The sequence below is a fragment of the Paenibacillus lutimineralis genome (assembly GCF_003991425.1).
GTDB lineage: Bacteria > Bacillota > Bacilli > Paenibacillales > Paenibacillaceae > Fontibacillus > Fontibacillus lutimineralis.
On sequence record NZ_CP034346.1, the window covers coordinates 2310825 to 2326542 of the forward strand.

12 protein-coding genes are annotated in these 15718 nt (G+C 46.1%); 9 read left to right on the plus strand and 3 right to left on the minus strand.

From position 1 onward, the window contains the following. Positions 1 to 172: 172 nt before the first annotated feature. Complete coding sequence (gene msrA / locus EI981_RS09600) at positions 173 to 1150, minus strand: peptide-methionine (S)-S-oxide reductase MsrA (RefSeq protein ID WP_126997572.1); 978 nt, start codon at positions 1148 to 1150, stop codon at positions 173 to 175. A 637-nt stretch (positions 1151 to 1787) separates the two neighbouring features. Here msrA and EI981_RS09605 point away from each other — a divergent pair. Further along, positions 1788 to 2591 (plus strand): TerC family protein, encoded by an 804-nt coding sequence (locus EI981_RS09605; RefSeq protein WP_126997574.1) that lies wholly within the window; start codon positions 1788 to 1790, stop codon positions 2589 to 2591. Between the two features lie 89 nt (positions 2592 to 2680). Here the strand turns inward: EI981_RS09605 and EI981_RS09610 are convergent, their stop codons facing one another. Further along, positions 2681 to 3436, minus strand: coding sequence for an AraC family transcriptional regulator (locus tag EI981_RS09610; protein WP_227011888.1), 756 nt, complete (start codon positions 3434 to 3436; stop codon positions 2681 to 2683). A gap of 405 nt (positions 3437 to 3841) precedes the next feature. On the opposite strand from EI981_RS09610, the gene EI981_RS09615 reads away from it, so the two are divergent. The 6 genes from EI981_RS09615 (at position 3842) to hemH (ending at position 9240) form a co-directional block, all read left to right on the plus strand. Further along, a complete protein-coding gene (locus EI981_RS09615) occupies positions 3842 to 4612 on the plus strand; it encodes a sugar phosphate isomerase/epimerase family protein (RefSeq protein WP_126997578.1) in 771 nt (256 codons plus the stop codon). Then, positions 4605 to 5687, plus strand: coding sequence for a Gfo/Idh/MocA family protein (locus tag EI981_RS09620; protein ID WP_126997580.1), 1083 nt, complete (start codon positions 4605 to 4607; stop codon positions 5685 to 5687). The genes EI981_RS09615 and EI981_RS09620 overlap by 8 nt, the downstream gene beginning before the upstream one ends. A gap of 60 nt (positions 5688 to 5747) precedes the next feature. Further along, complete coding sequence (locus EI981_RS09625; protein WP_126997582.1) at positions 5748 to 6716, plus strand: sugar phosphate isomerase/epimerase family protein; 969 nt, start codon at positions 5748 to 5750, stop codon at positions 6714 to 6716. A gap of 272 nt (positions 6717 to 6988) precedes the next feature. Then, positions 6989 to 7315, plus strand: a complete 327-nt coding sequence (locus EI981_RS09630; protein ID WP_126997584.1) for a winged helix-turn-helix transcriptional regulator — start codon at positions 6989 to 6991, stop codon at positions 7313 to 7315. A gap of 200 nt (positions 7316 to 7515) precedes the next feature. Continuing rightward, on the plus strand, positions 7516 to 8082 hold the full coding sequence (locus tag EI981_RS09635; protein ID WP_126997587.1) for an NAD(P)/FAD-dependent oxidoreductase: 567 nt from the start codon (positions 7516 to 7518) through the stop codon (positions 8080 to 8082). Positions 8083 to 8229: 147 nt separating this feature from the next. Further along, the gene (gene hemH / locus EI981_RS09640; RefSeq protein WP_126997589.1) at positions 8230 to 9240 is read left to right on the plus strand and encodes a ferrochelatase; all 1011 of its coding nucleotides are present in this window, start codon (positions 8230 to 8232) and stop codon (positions 9238 to 9240) included. A gap of 118 nt (positions 9241 to 9358) precedes the next feature. On the opposite strand, the gene EI981_RS09645 is transcribed toward hemH, so the two are convergent. After that, positions 9359 to 10075, minus strand: coding sequence for a Crp/Fnr family transcriptional regulator (locus tag EI981_RS09645; protein WP_126997591.1), 717 nt, complete (start codon positions 10073 to 10075; stop codon positions 9359 to 9361). A 459-nt stretch (positions 10076 to 10534) separates the two neighbouring features. Between EI981_RS09645 and adhE the strand changes: the two genes are divergently transcribed. Together adhE and pflB are read left to right on the plus strand one after the other, a co-directional pair. Further along, positions 10535 to 13153 carry a bifunctional acetaldehyde-CoA/alcohol dehydrogenase gene (gene adhE, locus EI981_RS09650; protein ID WP_126997593.1) on the plus strand — a complete coding sequence of 873 codons (2619 nt, stop codon included), beginning with the start codon at positions 10535 to 10537 and terminating at the stop codon, positions 13151 to 13153. A gap of 245 nt (positions 13154 to 13398) precedes the next feature. Next, the gene (gene pflB, locus EI981_RS09655; protein ID WP_126997595.1) at positions 13399 to 15669 is read left to right on the plus strand and encodes a formate C-acetyltransferase; all 2271 of its coding nucleotides are present in this window, start codon (positions 13399 to 13401) and stop codon (positions 15667 to 15669) included. Positions 15670 to 15718: the final 49 nt, after the last annotated feature.

The following is a 15718-nucleotide window of genomic DNA, read 5'->3' on the forward strand; positions in this document are numbered from 1 at the left end:
GTGATAAATCTTACAGTAATAAGTATAGGCAAATAGAAATATTAATAAATGTGATTGTCGTCACTTCAATTATTTACAAAACGTGAATTTATGGATTGTGCAATTAAATTTGTCACATATAAAAACAGTGTGAGCCCTGAGGCTCACACTGTTTATGAACGATATGCTATTTTTAGCTCTGCTGCTCGAACAACGGCAGGTACTCTCCATATCCTTCTTTCTCCAGCTCATCCTTCGGAATGAAGCGGAGCGCAGCGGAGTTAATGCAGTAGCGGAGTCCAGACGGGCCGGGGCCGTCATCGAACACATGTCCCAGATGAGAGTCGCCCTGGCGACTTCTAACTTCTGTGCGGATCATGAAATGACTCTTGTCCAGCTTCTCTTTGATATTGTAGGACTGCAGTGGACGAGTGAAGCTTGGCCAGCCACAGCCCGCGTCATATTTATCCAGTGAACTGAACAAAGGCTCGCCGGATACAATATCCACGTAAATGCCATCTGCGGTATGGTCCCAATACTCACCGGTAAAAGGTCTTTCAGTGGCGCTGTTCTGCGTGACTTCATATTGAATCGGCGTCAGAACCTGCTCCAATTGCTCACGGTCGGTAGGACCAGACCAATGTTGTTCAATGAAATCTTCCCGACCGGAGCCGATCCGATAACGCTTGTAATGCTGCGGATTCTTCTTGTGGTAATCCTGATGATAATCCTCAGCCGGATAAAAGACGGAAGCCGGCAAAATTGGCGTTACGATCGGTTTATCAAAGCGTCCACTCTGTTCAAGCTCGAGCTTCGAGGCTTCCGCTTCTTCACGCTGGCGCTCATTATGATAGAAAATAGCTGTATAGTAGGATTCCCCGCGGTCATGGAATTGTCCGCCTGCATCGGTCGGATCGATTTGCTGCCAGAACAGGGTAAGCAGCTTCCGGTACGGAAAAACGGCCGGATCAAATGTGATCTGCACAGCTTCATAATGACCTGTACCCCCGGCGCATACTTCCTCATACGTTGGATTCTCTTTATGGCCACCGGTATAGCCCGAGACGATCCCGTGTATGCCTGGAAGCTCTTCAAATGGGGATACCATACACCAGAAGCAGCCGCCGGCAAAAGTAGCCAATTCCAGATTAGGCAATGGTGCTTGGTTCATGTTTTTCCCTCCGTTTCGATAGTAGTAAGATTTTGGGGTGTATCGATATTTATTATACCTTTTTTTAAGTAAAATTCGAAATAATTCCGATAAATAGCCAACGGAAATCACAGCCGTTATTTAGCCCGAATAAGGCCATCTAGGATTCTGACGGAACTGGGGGACCTTATCTGCCCAAAAGAGAGCGTCGTAGACCGGATTTGCCCGAATAACGCATCTCATTTCCTTTAGAATTTGGAAGCCCTCTATTTTAGCGATATAACGGCTCTCATTTCCGTTAGCATTCCCCACCGATCCAAAGGTCAGCCTTAGCCCTTACTTTATAATTGGGGGTAGGCTTGTTCACGAAGTTATATATTGACAGGTAAGTTTATATCTTATAATATTATGACGTATAGTATATGAATTCATATATGAGTGTTAAATGATTAAAGGGGAGTAGCTGCTTCAGTAAAGTCGTCATTACGAGATGAACATCTCCGGCTTTATTGGCAACTTCAAGTTGTTAGCGAGACCTTTACCATTGCAGGGTAGAGGTTTATTCAAAAAGACCTTTACCGCAATCGGTAAAGGTCTTTTTTTATTAGTTTTAAGCCACAATAACAACATTACAACTGACTAATTGGGGGAAAAAAAGATGGATATTGGCTTGCTTATGGAGTATGGTTGGGTGCTCATTGTTCTGGTAGTGCTGGAGGGACTGCTCGCGGCGGATAATGCGCTGGTCCTGGCAATTATGGTGAAGCATCTGGAGGAGGATGTACGGAAGAAGGCTCTGTTCTACGGATTGGCAGGTGCGTTTATTTTCCGTTTTGCATCGTTATTTATTATCTCGTACCTGGTTGACGTGTGGCAGCTTCAAGCGATCGGAGCAATCTATCTGTTGTATATGGCCATCAATCATATCGTTCGCAAGCTGGTTGTCCATCGAGCCGAGAACGGAGACGGACAGGATCCAGAGAACAGCTCGAAGAAAAAGAAGAAGGCTTCCGGCTTTTGGGGTACGGTGCTGAAGGTGGAGCTGGCAGATATCGCGTTTGCAGTCGATTCGATTCTGGCCGCTGTTGCCCTCGCCGTTGCCTTGCCGCCTAGTGGTCTGTCGAATATCGGCGGCATGGACGGAGGCAAATTTATCGTCATTCTACTCGGCGGATTCATTGGTCTAATCATCATGCGCTTCGCGGCCAACTTCTTCGTGAAGTTGTTGAACTCCCGTCCGGGCCTGGAGATCGCGGCGTTTCTTATCGTTGGCTGGGTGGGTGTTAAGTTAGCTGTACACACCTTAGCGCATCCGTCGCTTCACATCATACCTGAAGCTTTTGCGGAGAGCACCGCTTGGAAGATCACGTTCTATATCGTCCTGGTACTGATCGCAATCGGAGGCTGGTTCCTGTCGGGCAAGAAGACCGCAGAGAACAAGCCTAGCAAGGCGAACGGATAACAAGGCATACATTCACATAATAAAAAACGCTGCTGAAACCATCTATGGTTTTAGCAGCGTTTTTTGTTAACCAGTACTCTAATCACCAGTTATATCCCATGGTTACGCGTGGTTTGCCGGTATTGCTTGGGAGACATCCCGAACTTCTTGCGGAATACTTTATGAAAATAGTTGTAGTTCGGAAACCCAGAGCTCTCGGCGACATGCTCCAACGACAGAGGACTGAAGGTAATTCGCTCCCGCGCCATATTTAATCGCACTTCCAGCGCATATTGAATGATGCTTGTACCAAATGTTTCTTTGAACAAGTGAACGGCTCGCGATACGCTAATTCCAACATGGGCCGCAGCATCCTCCAGCTTAAAAGGAGAGGCGGCGTTCTCTTCAATATAGTTCTTGATTCGATGGGCGAGGTACGACGGATAAGTGGGCAGCGGCTGCTGAAGGAAGTTCCGATCGATATCCAGGCACAATATTCTTAAGTAATACTCGGCTATTTCAGGCGTAGGATTAGAAATCCGTCGCTGTTCGAGCATAATTTGACGGAAGGCGCCAATGATCCCCTCGGAAAGAGGAACCTTAATCTTCTGCGGTCGGTCGTATTTCTCCCACCATTCATCGACCCAACCTCCAGATAGGAATATATGATAATCGGCGCTGGAGACCATTTTCTCACCGAGCTGGTTCTGTTCCGCCTCAATTCGAAGCTCGTAGGGTTCGCCTGGCTTGAACAGCAGCAGGTCACCCGGTTCTAGCAGTTCTAGCTTCCCATCCAAACGGGCCCGGCAGCGCCCGAAGGATTGCAGGCGGATAAGATAACTATGCAATCCTTCGGGATTAACCATATGAAAAGGCTTGCGATGAGAGGAGTAGTTAGCAGTTAATATTTGCAAGTCCAAGCGTTCTGTCGGCACTACCTTGTTGGTGTGCTGAGGTGAACCATTGGCAGTTAATAGGTGAAGGTTACGGCAATCCATCGATGATTCTCCTTTAGATAATAATAAAATAATGACCAGATTGTTCATGTTTGAATCATATTATTCATTTTAAATGAAAGCGATTTGAAATACCATTGGTTTTGTAGTGCTAATATAAAAAAATCCTTTTCAGGAGTGGTGTCGTTGGCCGAATGCCAAGGATAGGTGCTAGTTAAGGAAGACCTATGAATTCGGCGCACCCGAAGGTGTTGTGAGTTATAAAGTACACATTTTCGGTGTTCGTCTACAATCATTCGTAATGAGGTGAATCATATGGTGAAGGTAGGATTACAGCTTTATACGGTACGCGATTATTTGGAACGTGATTTTGAAGGTACGCTGCGGAAGGTGGCCGAGCTTGGATACCAGGGCGTGGAATTCGCTGGTTTCTATGGCCGTACGCCAGAGCAGGTGAAGGCTATTCTTGATGAGACAGGGCTTGTTGCTTTAGGTGCGCATACACCATATGAGCGCTTGCTCCATGCGCTGGATGAGGAGATCGCTTTTAACAAAGCTATCGGCAATCGCTACTTGGCTATGCCTTATTTGGCTGAAGAGGATCGCGGGCGCTGGGATGAAGTGATAGAGGATCTGAAAGTGATTGGCCAGCGCTGTGCAGAAGTGGGAATGGTCCTGTTCTACCATAACCATGATTTCGAACTGACACAGAAGCTTGGGGACAAGCCAGTACTTGATGCGATATTCTTTGAAGTATCCGAGGAATTGCTCAAGGTCGAGCTGGATTCATGTTGGGTGTACTTCGCGGGATTTGATCCGCTTGAATATATCGCTAAATACAGCGGTCGCATGCCTCTGCTTCACTGGAAGGATCTCGTTAAGAAGGCAGACGGATCGCCGGAGACGGTGGAACTGGGCAAGGGAGAAGTGAATGTTCAGGACATTGCTGACGCTGCGATCCAGGCTGGTGCTGAATGGCTAGTTGTAGAACAGGATTATTGTGCTAATGATTCATTGAAGAGCATCGAGACAAGTATGGAATTCATACGCGCTTATGCACAAGAAGGAGGAAAACTAAATGTCTAAAAAAATAAAAGTAGCTGTTATCGGGTGTGGCGGGATCGCTAACGGCAAGCATTTGCCAAGTCTTTCACAGGTAGAGCAAGTTGAATTGGTCGCTTTTTGCGATATTATCGAAGAACGCGCGACCAAAGCGGCTGCTGAATATGGCGTAGAAGGTGCCAAAGTATATACAGATTTCCGCAAGTTGTTGGCAGAGACTGATGTAGAGGTTATTCATGTATGTACGCCTAACGATTCTCACGCGGAGATCACAGTGGCTTCCCTGGAATCCGGACGCCATGTTATGTGTGAGAAGCCGATGGCCAAGACGGCTGAGCAAGCTCGTCAAATGCTGGACGCAGCGAAGCGTACGGGCAAGAAATTGAGCATTGCATATCAGAACCGCTTCCGCGACGATAGCATGTATTTAAAGCAATTGTGCGAAGAAGGGGAATTGGGTGATATTTATCTGGGTAAGGCACTGGCGCTTCGTCGTCGTGCAGTTCCTACTTGGGGTGTATTCCTTGATGAAGAGAAGCAAGGTGGGGGCCCGCTCATCGATATCGGAACTCACGCACTGGACTTGACGCTGTGGTTGATGGACAACTACGAGCCGAAGAGTGTAACCGGACAAGTGTTCCACAAGCTAGGGGATCGTGAGAATGCGGCGAATGCATTTGGTCCGTGGAATCCGGAAGAGTTCAAGGTTGAAGATTCTGCATTCGGATTCATTACGATGAAGAACGGTGCGACCATTATTCTTGAATCAAGCTGGGCGATCAATATGGTTGATATCGGTGAAGCTAGAACGATGCTGTGTGGTACTGAAGGCGGAGCAGATATGACTAATGGTCTACGTATTAACGGCGAGAAGAACAGCCGCTTGTATGACACGAAGATCGACCTTGGCGCTGGCGGTGTAGCGTTCTATGACGGAAAAGTGGAAAATGAAGCTGTCCGTGAAGCGAGAACTTGGATTGAAGCGATTATTGAAGACAAAGAGCCGGTCGTAAAGCCGGAGCAAGCTCTCGTAGTTACTGAAATTCTTGAGGCGATTTATGAATCGGCGAAGACAGGTAAGGCAGTATATTTTGACTAATGGCTTAAACACTATTAACTAAACATAATGATACAAGAAATAGAGGTAGGAGGAAATACGATGAAATTAGGCGTCTTTATGGTTCTGTTTGGAGATCGTTCGTTCGAAGAAGCGTTGGATATGGCTGCATCCCGAGGCTTGAAGGCAGTAGAGATCGGTACAGGTGGGAATCCCGGCAAGGCTCACTGTAACCCGGATCTTCTTCTGGAGAACAAAGCTGCTCGTGAACAATTCAAGAAAGCGGTGGAATCCCGTGGCCTGATGATCAGTGCCTTGAGCTGTCACGGCAACCCGCTTCATCCGCAGAAGGCACTTGCACAGCAGGATCATGACGATTTCGTCAAGACGGTTCAGCTTGCAGAATTGCTTGAAGTACCTGTCGTTAACACCTTCTCAGGCTGCCCAGGTGATCATGAGGATGCGAAGTATCCGAACTGGCCGGTTGCTCCTTGGCCGAATGATTACCAGGAAGTGCTGAAATGGCAATGGGAGAACAAGGTTATTCCTTATTGGAAGGAATGGGGTGCTTACGCTGAAAAGCATCATGTCAAGATCGGTCTTGAGCTCCATGGCGGCTTCTCCGTGCATACGCCGGGTACCTTGCTTCGTCTTCGTGAAGCAGTTGGTGAAGTGATCGGAGCTAACCTGGACCCTAGCCATATGTGGTGGCAAGGTATTGATCCGGTTCAGGCCGTAGCGATCCTAGGTAAGGCAGGTGCAATCCACCACTTCCATGCGAAGGATACGACAATTGACCCGATTAATGTCAATATGCACGGGATTACTGACATGCAATCCTATTCATTAATGCAGGATCGTGCATGGCAATTCCGCACCGTTGGATATGGTCATGATATGAAGACTTGGGCGGATATTATCAGTGCGCTTCGTCTGCATGGTTATGACTATGCAGTAAGCATCGAGCACGAGGATGGATTGATGTCAATTGACGAAGGCTTCACGAAGGCTGTTCGCAATTTACAGCAAGTTATTATGGAGGACTCTGCCGCTGAGATGTGGTGGGTGTAAATACCTCAGGTTCTAAATAGAATTAGAAATAACGGCTGCCATTAGGAAGCCGTTATTTTTTGTTTCCTTAAATTGCTAAGCTTATCGTATAGTTTGCGAGATTAAGGCTTATGTTAATAGTACCGAGTATGGGGAAATGTTAAGGGAAGTATAATCTCTGTGTTAATTTATTTAAAAATATGCTAAACTGAAACAAACTAACTTATTGTAAGTTTTTAACGACAATATTTCTCATAAAGTAATGTTTCTAAATAGGTAAGAGGTGAAGTGTAATGGATGATAACGGTACATCCATGTGTCAGCTGTGTCCGCGCTTTGAGTCGGCTTTCTCTTTGCTGGGAAAACGCTGGAACGGATTAATTATTCGAACTTTAATGGACGGACCCAAGAGATTCAAAGATATTTCAAATGGCATCCCGTCGATGAGTGATAAAATGCTATCCGAACGAATGAAGGATCTTGAGAATGAAGGTATTCTTGTGCGACATGTGTATCCGGAGACACCGGTTCGAATTGAATACGAATTGACGGATAAAGGGCGCGCACTGCGTCCCGTTATGGATCAGGTTCAATGCTGGGCGGAAGAATGGATTGAGTAACGTGGCTAAGCCGTGCCGCTACCTGTGACGGGGGCGGCACGAACATTTTTAGTTCAAAAAGGTCTGTTTTCAGCACCGAAGCTGATGCTTCCGATGTGCGTTTTGTCAAAACGCTGATGCTGAGCCACTTCTTGATTCACCTAGTGATCAGAAGCAGACTTTTTGAACTCCCCTAATATTATAGAGAGTAGGTGTAATTTTTGGCTGAGGTAATAGTAATCGGAGCAGGACCTGCAGGGGCAAGCGCAGCTTTGTTTCTGGCAAAGGCAGGTAAGGAGACACTTGTACTGGACAGCAATGGAAGCATGACGAAGAGAGCCTGGATTGAGAATCATTACGGCGTCAAAGAGACGTCCGGACCGGATTTACTGCAGACAGGCCGTGAACAAGCTGAGAAATTCGGCGCTAAGTTCATCGAAGAGAAAGTAATAGCCGTAGATACAAATGGTGAAACGAAAATAACCGTTAAGACGGAATCGGGACGCAGCTATGAAGCTTCTCATGTTATTTTGGCCACTGGTGCGCTTACGGATTTAGCCAAGTCGATCGGCATTACACTTAAGGATGGAAGAGAGCCACGTATCAAGACAGTCATTGACACGGACGGTAACGGACGTACCAGCAAGCCGAGAATTTGGGCAGCAGGTACAGTAGCTGGTGTCAGCGTTCATACGATTATTACCGCTGGCGATGGAGCTAAGGTCGCGATTGAGATTATTAGCGAATTGAACGGTGAACGTTATGTTGACCATGACATCTTAAAATAAAATTGAGTTTTTTACAGGAGAGGCCCTCATTTTTTGGAGGGTCTTTTCTTTTTTTGTCTTTCGTAAAAATGTGATCTCATGTACTGTGTTGAAAGGGGGCATATGCTACGTTAAGGTCACGATAAGAATAGAAGGGAGTCCTGAAAAATGTCTCCTATAGGAGTTATATTATCACAAATCGGTACTCCTCTAGAGCCGACATCCAAATCCGTACGTCCATATTTGCGTAGTTTTCTGTCGGACCGGCGGGTGATCGATTACTCTCCATGGCTTTGGCAACCGCTACTACGGGGAATTATTCTGCGTGCAAGACCGCGGAAATCTGCTAAGCTGTACCGTGAAATCTGGCAGAAGGAAGGCTCGCCGTTGCTGATCCATTCGCTGGCTCAGCAAGCTGGTCTGCAATCACGGCTTGGCGCAGAGTACCGAGTCGAATTAGCGTTGGCCTATAGTGAACCAAGCATGGATCAGGCAATGGCTAGTCTGGAGTCAGCAGGGGTTACACGTATTATTATTGTTCCTCTATTTCCGCAGTATTCATCGACAACGAGCGCTTCTGTATATGATCAAGCCTGCTTCGCGGCACTTGGAAGGAGAAGTGCTAACGGTCCGGTGTCCAAACGTTTTGTGCCAGCGCTGCGCTTCATGGACGCGTATTATCGCGAGCCTGGCTACATATCGGCGATGCAGTCTCATCTATCACGTTATCTGGAAGGTATGGCCTATGCCCCGGATTATTATGTGCTTAGCTTCCATGGGATACCGAAGCGATATGTCGATACGGGTGATCCGTATACAGAGCAATGTATGGAGACGGCCAAGCTACTTGCTAACGCGATGGGCTGGGAACAGGATCGTTATGAGGTAACCTTCCAATCCCGCTTCGGACCGGAGAAGTGGGTTGGGCCGGCAACGGATGAAGTGCTCGGACAATTGGCTGGACGGGGGATCAAGAGGCCGCTGATCTTCTCGCCTGGACTCGTTACAGATTGCTTGGAGACGCTGCATGAGCTGGCTATTGAGGGAAGAGAGCAATTTGCTGCCGGAGGCGGAGAAGCAGGGCAGTTCAGCGCAGCCCCCTGCTTGAATGATCATGCGCAGTGGCTGGATTTCCTATCCCAGCAGGTGAAGAAGAATGCCATGGGCTGGACAGACTGAACGAATTAAATATAGCTGTAATCCAGACTCGACATACTAACAGGTTCTGTGAATACAAGAAACCTTCATCTTCCTGATGGGGAAGATGAAGGTTAAGGGGATGGTGCCGGACCGATCGTCAGATCCGGCAAATTTCATTCGGACATAGCTCACAGTGGCACATGTCCTGTAGCATAACAAGGTCTTTAATGACGATCATGCCGTTCACATATTCGAGCGCGTCTTTCTTGCGCAGATCGCTGAGCATACGGTTAACGCTCTCACGGGTAGCACCGATCATGTTGGACAAGTCGGTATGCGTGATTTTCTTGTTAATAAGAATGGAGTCTCCATAGGGCTCACCGTAAGTATTACTAAGACGGATCAGAGTAGAAGTGAGCGCACCAGGTTTGCCGTACATCATCAGGTCGCGGAATTTAGTCTGGGTCAGTCGGTGATGGATTCCCATCCATTTCATGAAATCGATTGAAAAATCGCAATGCTGACAAATCATGATCTCCAGATCCTTCTGCTCGATTACACCGACCTCGCTGTCTTCGATCACTTCAGCGGTGAAGCTGTGCTTCATACTAAAGAAAGGATCGGCCTGTCCGACCATATCGCCGCGACCATACATATATAGAATAAGTTCTTTGCCTTCATCGGTGGATTTGGTTAATTTTACTCGCCCGCGCTTAATGTAGAATAGCTTATCGGAAAGATCGCCTTCCCAGAAAAGATGCGTTCCCTCGGGATAAGATTTATCCTTCATCGTAACAAGAAGCCTATTGAAGTTTTGCTCGGAGAAACAACTTGTATTGCCGCGGGGCATGGTGGTATTTACGCTTTCACTCATCATCGATTTCCCCTTTTATACGGAATTTGTTCTAAATTTTCTGAAAATTTTAAATTATTTTAAATTAATTATATAACGATTATTTGATTTTGGGTCGCCTCTAATACGTCTAAAAGTGTCTAATTTTTAACATTGTGACTAATTTCACTTTGGAAGCGTTATCCAATTACAAATATGTTCGCTAAACGTGAAACTTAGTTTGTTAAATTGCTTAAAGTTTAGAACCAAGCAAAAAGGAACATCTTATATGTAAGAACATGATGAAAATATACACCCAAAGATGAAAGTTTTCAACTATTTTAAACTATGTGAAAAAATTCACTATACAAATGAAAACCGATATGCTATGATCAAATCATAAAGAGAAGCACAAAGCTTCCAAGGGATGAACCTACAAGTGAAATATTTCACGAACCCTAAAAGACAGGTGCATCCATTAACTTTAGGAGGATGAGAGAGATGGCCGTTAAAAATGAAGTTGCGACCAAGGTCCAACAGCCAACTGCGCAAGAGTATGTTCAGACGTTGATTGACAAAGCAAACAAAGCACAAGAAGCTTTCATGGGTATGGATCAAGAACAAATTGATTCCATCGTACAGGCAATGGCACTTGCTGGTCTAGACAAACATATGTACTTGGCGAAGATGGCCGTAGAAGAAACTGGCCGCGGCGTGTACGAGGACAAGATCATTAAGAACATGTTCGCTACGGAATACATCTACCACAGTATCAAGTATGATAAGACGGTTGGTGTTATTGAAGACAATGAATATGATAGCTTCCAGAAAATCGCCGAGCCAGTCGGTATCATCATGGGGATCACTCCAGTAACCAACCCGACATCGACGACGATCTTCAAAGCCCTTATCGCGATCAAGACTCGTAACCCGATTATTTTCGGATTCCATCCATCCGCTCAACGTTGCAGTGCTGAAGCAGCTCAAATCTTGCTTGACGCAGCGGTTAAACATGGCGCACCTGCCGATTGCATTCAATGGATCGAGAATCCGTCCATGGATCGTACGAATGCTCTGATGAATCATAACGACATTGCCTGCATCCTGGCAACTGGCGGTTCTGCAATGGTTAAAGCGGCATACAGCTGCGGCAAACCGGCTTTAGGTGTAGGTCCTGGTAACGTTCCATGCTTCATCGAGAAGAGTGCAGACATCGATCAAGCCGTAAATGACCTCATCCTATCTAAGACATTCGACAACGGTATGATTTGTGCTTCTGAACAAGCGGTTATTATCGAAGAACCGATCTTCGATCAAGTAAAGAAGAAAATGATAGCTAACGGATGCTATTTTGTAAATAAAGAAGAAGCAGGTAAATTGACCAAGGGAGCAATTAATGTGGATAAATGTGCCGTGAATCCGGCGATCGTAGGTCAATCTGCTGTAAAAATTGCTGAAATGTGCGGTATCGATGTACCGGCAGGAACTAAAATTCTCGTGGCAGAAATTGATGGTGTAGGTCCTAAATTCCCATTGTCTGCTGAGAAGCTTAGCCCAGTGCTGGCCTGCTACAAGGTGAAGAATGCAGAGCAAGGCATCAACCTCGCGCTTGAAGTTGTATCGTTCGGCGGAATGGGTCACTCTTCGGTCATCCATTCGAATAATGACGAAGTAATTAAGAAGTACTCCGACCGTATGCCTACTTGCCGGATCCTGGTTAACCAGCCATCTTCGCAAGGCGGTATCGGCGATATCTATAATACGAACCTGCCATCGTTGACACTAGGCTGCGGCTCGTATGGTCGCAACTCGACATCGTCGAACGTAACAGCCGTCAATCTGATCAACGTGAAAAGGGTGAATCATCGTACCGTGAATATGCAATGGTTCAAAGTACCGGATAAGATTTATTTTGAAAAGGGATCGACTCAATATCTTGCCAAAATGCCTGACATCAGTCGCGTGTTGATCGTGACAGACCCAATGATGGTTAAACTGGGATATGTAGAGAGAGTCGAGCATTATCTCCGTCAACGTCAAACGCCGGTTGCGATTGAAGTCTTCTCGGATGTAGAGCCGGATCCATCGACAACTACGGTTGAACGCGGAACTGAGCTGATGAACAAATTCCAGCCAGACTGCATTATTGCACTTGGTGGCGGTTCGCCGATGGACGCTGCGAAAGGAATGTGGCTGTTCTACGAATATCCAGATACAAGCTTCCACAACCTCAAGCAAAAATTCATGGATATCCGCAAGCGGATTTATAAATACCCTCGTCTCGGACAAAAGGCGAAATTCGTTGCCATTCCGACGACTTCGGGTACCGGTTCGGAAGTAACTTCGTTCGCAGTTATTACTGATAAAGTTAATGGTAATACAAAATATCCTTTGGCAGATTATGAGCTAACTCCAGATGTAGCTATCATCGATCCTGAATTCGTATATACACTGCCAAAGACCGCTGTTGCTGATACCGGGATGGATGTATTGACTCATGCGATCGAGGCTTATGTCTCGGTGATGGCTAGTGATTATACAGATGGACTTGCGATCAAAGCAATTCAGCTGGTGTTCCAGTACCTTGAGAAATCAGCGCTTACTGGCGACAAGCTAGCCCGCGAGAAAATGCACAATGCTTCGACATTGGCAGGTATGGCCTTCGCCAACGCCTTCCTGGGTATTAACCATAGCTTGGCGCATAAATGGGGCGGACAATATCATACAGCACACGGCCGTACGAATGCGATCTTGATGCCGCATGTTATTCGCTACAATGCCAAGAAACCGACCAAATTCGCAGCATGGCCTAAATACAGACATTTCGTGGCTGATGAGCGTTATGCAGAAATCGCCCGCATTCTTGGCTTGCCGGCTCGCACTACTGAAGAAGGCATCAAGAGCTTGATCAATGCGATCCGTGACTTGAACAGAAAGCTTGGCATTCCTGAGAGCTTCCAGGAGCTCGGCTTCGATCCGAAGGATTTCGAGTCGAAGGTAGATTATTTGGCTGACCGTGCCTTCGAAGACCAATGTACAACAGCAAACCCTAAGCTCCCATTGGTCACTGAACTGGCGGAAGTATACCGCGATGCCTTCTACGGAAGATTTGACGAATAATTGAACAAATGCAAGGAAAATCGTGACAAATATCACTTCGATTGTGATATTTGTCACAATCATTTATGCGGGATTGATGTATGATTATGACATAAACGATCCCGCATATTTGAGTAATAGGTGATTGGTTTTCATAGGTTCATTAGTGTATGAAATGTGAAAATTATCACAAATTTTAGGGATCACGAGGCGCGAGTATATCCTTCAACCGCGTGCTCCAAACTATATATATGGAGGGAATAAAGATGTCGGTGATTGAGAGAGAAGTAAAAGGTAATCAAGAAGTTCAATCCGCATGGAGAGGCTTCAAAGCAGGTAAGTGGATGAGAGAAGTCAATGTTCGCGATTTTATTCAAGGCAACGTTGCTTCCTATGAAGGGGATGAATCCTTCCTTCAAGGTGCTACTGCTAACACTAAAGCACTCTGGGAGATCATTTCCGATCTGACTAAGAAAGAACGCGAAGCTGGCGGTGTACTTGATGTAGATGTTAACACACCTTCCGCCATTACTTCACATGCTGCTGGTTATTTAGATAAAGATAAGGAACAAATTGTAGGCTTGCAAGCAGACGAGCCTTTCAAACGCACGATTCATCCGTATGGTGGTATCAACATGGTACTCAATTCCTGTAAAGCTTACGGATTTGATCTGCCGGGCGAAATCGTAGAACTGTTCACAAAAATTCGTAAAACGCATAACCAAGGTGTTTTCGATGCTTATACATCCGAGATGAGAGCATGCCGCAAAGCGGGCATCATCACTGGTCTTCCAGATGCTTACGGCCGTGGCCGTATTATCGGCGACTATCGCCGTGTGGCCCTTTACGGTATTGATTTCTTGATCAAACAGAAGAAAGAAGAATTGAATAGCCTTGAAGTTGATGTGATCGATGAAGATGTAATTCGTCTTCGTGAAGAGATCTCTGAGCAAATCCGTGCTCTGCAAGAGTTGAAAGAACTGGGCCAAATGTACGGCTTCGACATTTCCAGACCAGCTGAAAATGCTAAAGAAGCAGTTCAATGGGTATACTTCGGTTACCTCGCAGCTGTTAAAGAACAAGACGGTGCAGCAATGTCACTTGGTCGTGTATCCTCGTTCCTCGACACTTATATCGAACGTGATCTGGCTGAAGGTACTTTGACTGAAGAAACTGCACAAGAATTGGTTGACCATTTCGTTATGAAATTGCGTATCGTTAAATTCTTGCGTACTCCTGAATACAACGATCTGTTCAGCGGTGACCCAACTTGGGTAACTGAATCGATCGGTGGTATGGCTGAGAACGGCAGAACGCTCGTAACGAAGAACAGCTTCCGCTTCTTGCATACACTGTACAACCTGGGACCTGCTCCAGAGCCTAACTTGACTGTTCTTTGGTCCGAGAAATTGCCTGAAGGCTTCAAGAAGTTCGCTGCAAAAGTATCGATCGAGACTAGCTCGATTCAATACGAGAACGACGATTTGATGCGTCCAATCTACAGCGATGACTACGGTATTGCTTGCTGCGTATCCGCGATGAGAATCGGTAAGCAAATGCAATTCTTCGGCGCACGTGCTAACTTGGCTAAAGTATTGCTATATGCGATCAACGGTGGTAAAGACGAGAAATCCGGTGCACAAGTAGGTCCTGAATATCAACCGATTACTTCGGAATATCTGGATTATGACGAAGTTATGAAACGCTTCATTCCTATGATGGAATGGCTGGCTAAGACTTATGTTAACTCCTTGAATGTTATTCACTATATGCATGATAAATACTGCTACGAACGCATCGAGATGGCATTGCATGACCGTGACATTCTGCGTACGATGGCTTGCGGTATCGCAGGTTTGTCGGTAGCTACCGACTCCTTGAGCGCTATTAAATATGCTAAGGTTAAACCAATCCGTAACGAAAATGGCATCGCCGTTGACTTCGAAATCGAAGGCGAATATCCTTGCTACGGTAACAACGATAACAAAGTTGATGATATTGCAGTTAAGCTCGTTGAGACCTTCATGGGCATGATCCGCAAGCACAAAACTTACCGTAATTCGTTGCCAACACAATCGGTATTGACGATTACTTCCAACGTAGTATATGGTAAGAAAACAGGTAGCACTCCAGACGGACGTAAAGCTGGCGAACCATTTGCACCAGGTGCTAACCCAATGCATGGCCGTGACAAGAAGGGTGCTCTTGCTTCCTTGAGCTCGGTTGCTAAGCTTCCTTACGAACACAGCTTGGATGGTATCTCGAATACCTTCTCAATCGTTCCTAAGGCACTAGGTAAAGATGCTGAGACTCGTAAATCCAACCTCGTATCGATGATGGATGGATATTTCGGCAGCGATGCTCACCACCTGAACGTTAACGTATTCGACCGCGAACAATTGATCGACGCTATGGATCATCCAGAGAATTATCCTCAATTGACCATTCGCGTATCGGGCTATGCTGTTAACTTCATCAAGCTGACTCGCGAACAACAACTTGACGTTATTAACCGTACCTTCCACGGTTCGATGTAATAACGGGATCTGAATAGTCTTAGAGATTGTGGCTATACATCAGGCAGCC

Coding starts and splice junctions, on each gene's coding strand:
- EI981_RS09605 (WP_126997574.1), top strand. CDS start 1,788: ATGGATATTGGCTTGCTTATGGAGTATGGTTGGGTGCTCATTGTTCTG.
- EI981_RS09625 (WP_126997582.1), top strand. CDS start 5,748: ATGAAATTAGGCGTCTTTATGGTTCTGTTTGGAGATCGTTCGTTCGAA.
- EI981_RS09615 (WP_126997578.1), top strand. CDS start 3,842: ATGGTGAAGGTAGGATTACAGCTTTATACGGTACGCGATTATTTGGAA.
- msrA (WP_126997572.1), bottom strand. CDS start 1,150: ATGAACCAAGCACCATTGCCTAATCTGGAATTGGCTACTTTTGCCGGC.
- EI981_RS09630 (WP_126997584.1), top strand. CDS start 6,989: ATGGATGATAACGGTACATCCATGTGTCAGCTGTGTCCGCGCTTTGAG.
- EI981_RS09610 (WP_227011888.1), bottom strand. CDS start 3,436: ATGGTTAATCCCGAAGGATTGCATAGTTATCTTATCCGCCTGCAATCC.
- EI981_RS09620 (WP_126997580.1), top strand. CDS start 4,605: ATGTCTAAAAAAATAAAAGTAGCTGTTATCGGGTGTGGCGGGATCGCT.
- pflB (WP_126997595.1), top strand. CDS start 13,399: ATGTCGGTGATTGAGAGAGAAGTAAAAGGTAATCAAGAAGTTCAATCC.
- EI981_RS09645 (WP_126997591.1), bottom strand. CDS start 10,075: ATGAGTGAAAGCGTAAATACCACCATGCCCCGCGGCAATACAAGTTGT.
- hemH (WP_126997589.1), top strand. CDS start 8,230: ATGTCTCCTATAGGAGTTATATTATCACAAATCGGTACTCCTCTAGAG.
- adhE (WP_126997593.1), top strand. CDS start 10,535: ATGGCCGTTAAAAATGAAGTTGCGACCAAGGTCCAACAGCCAACTGCG.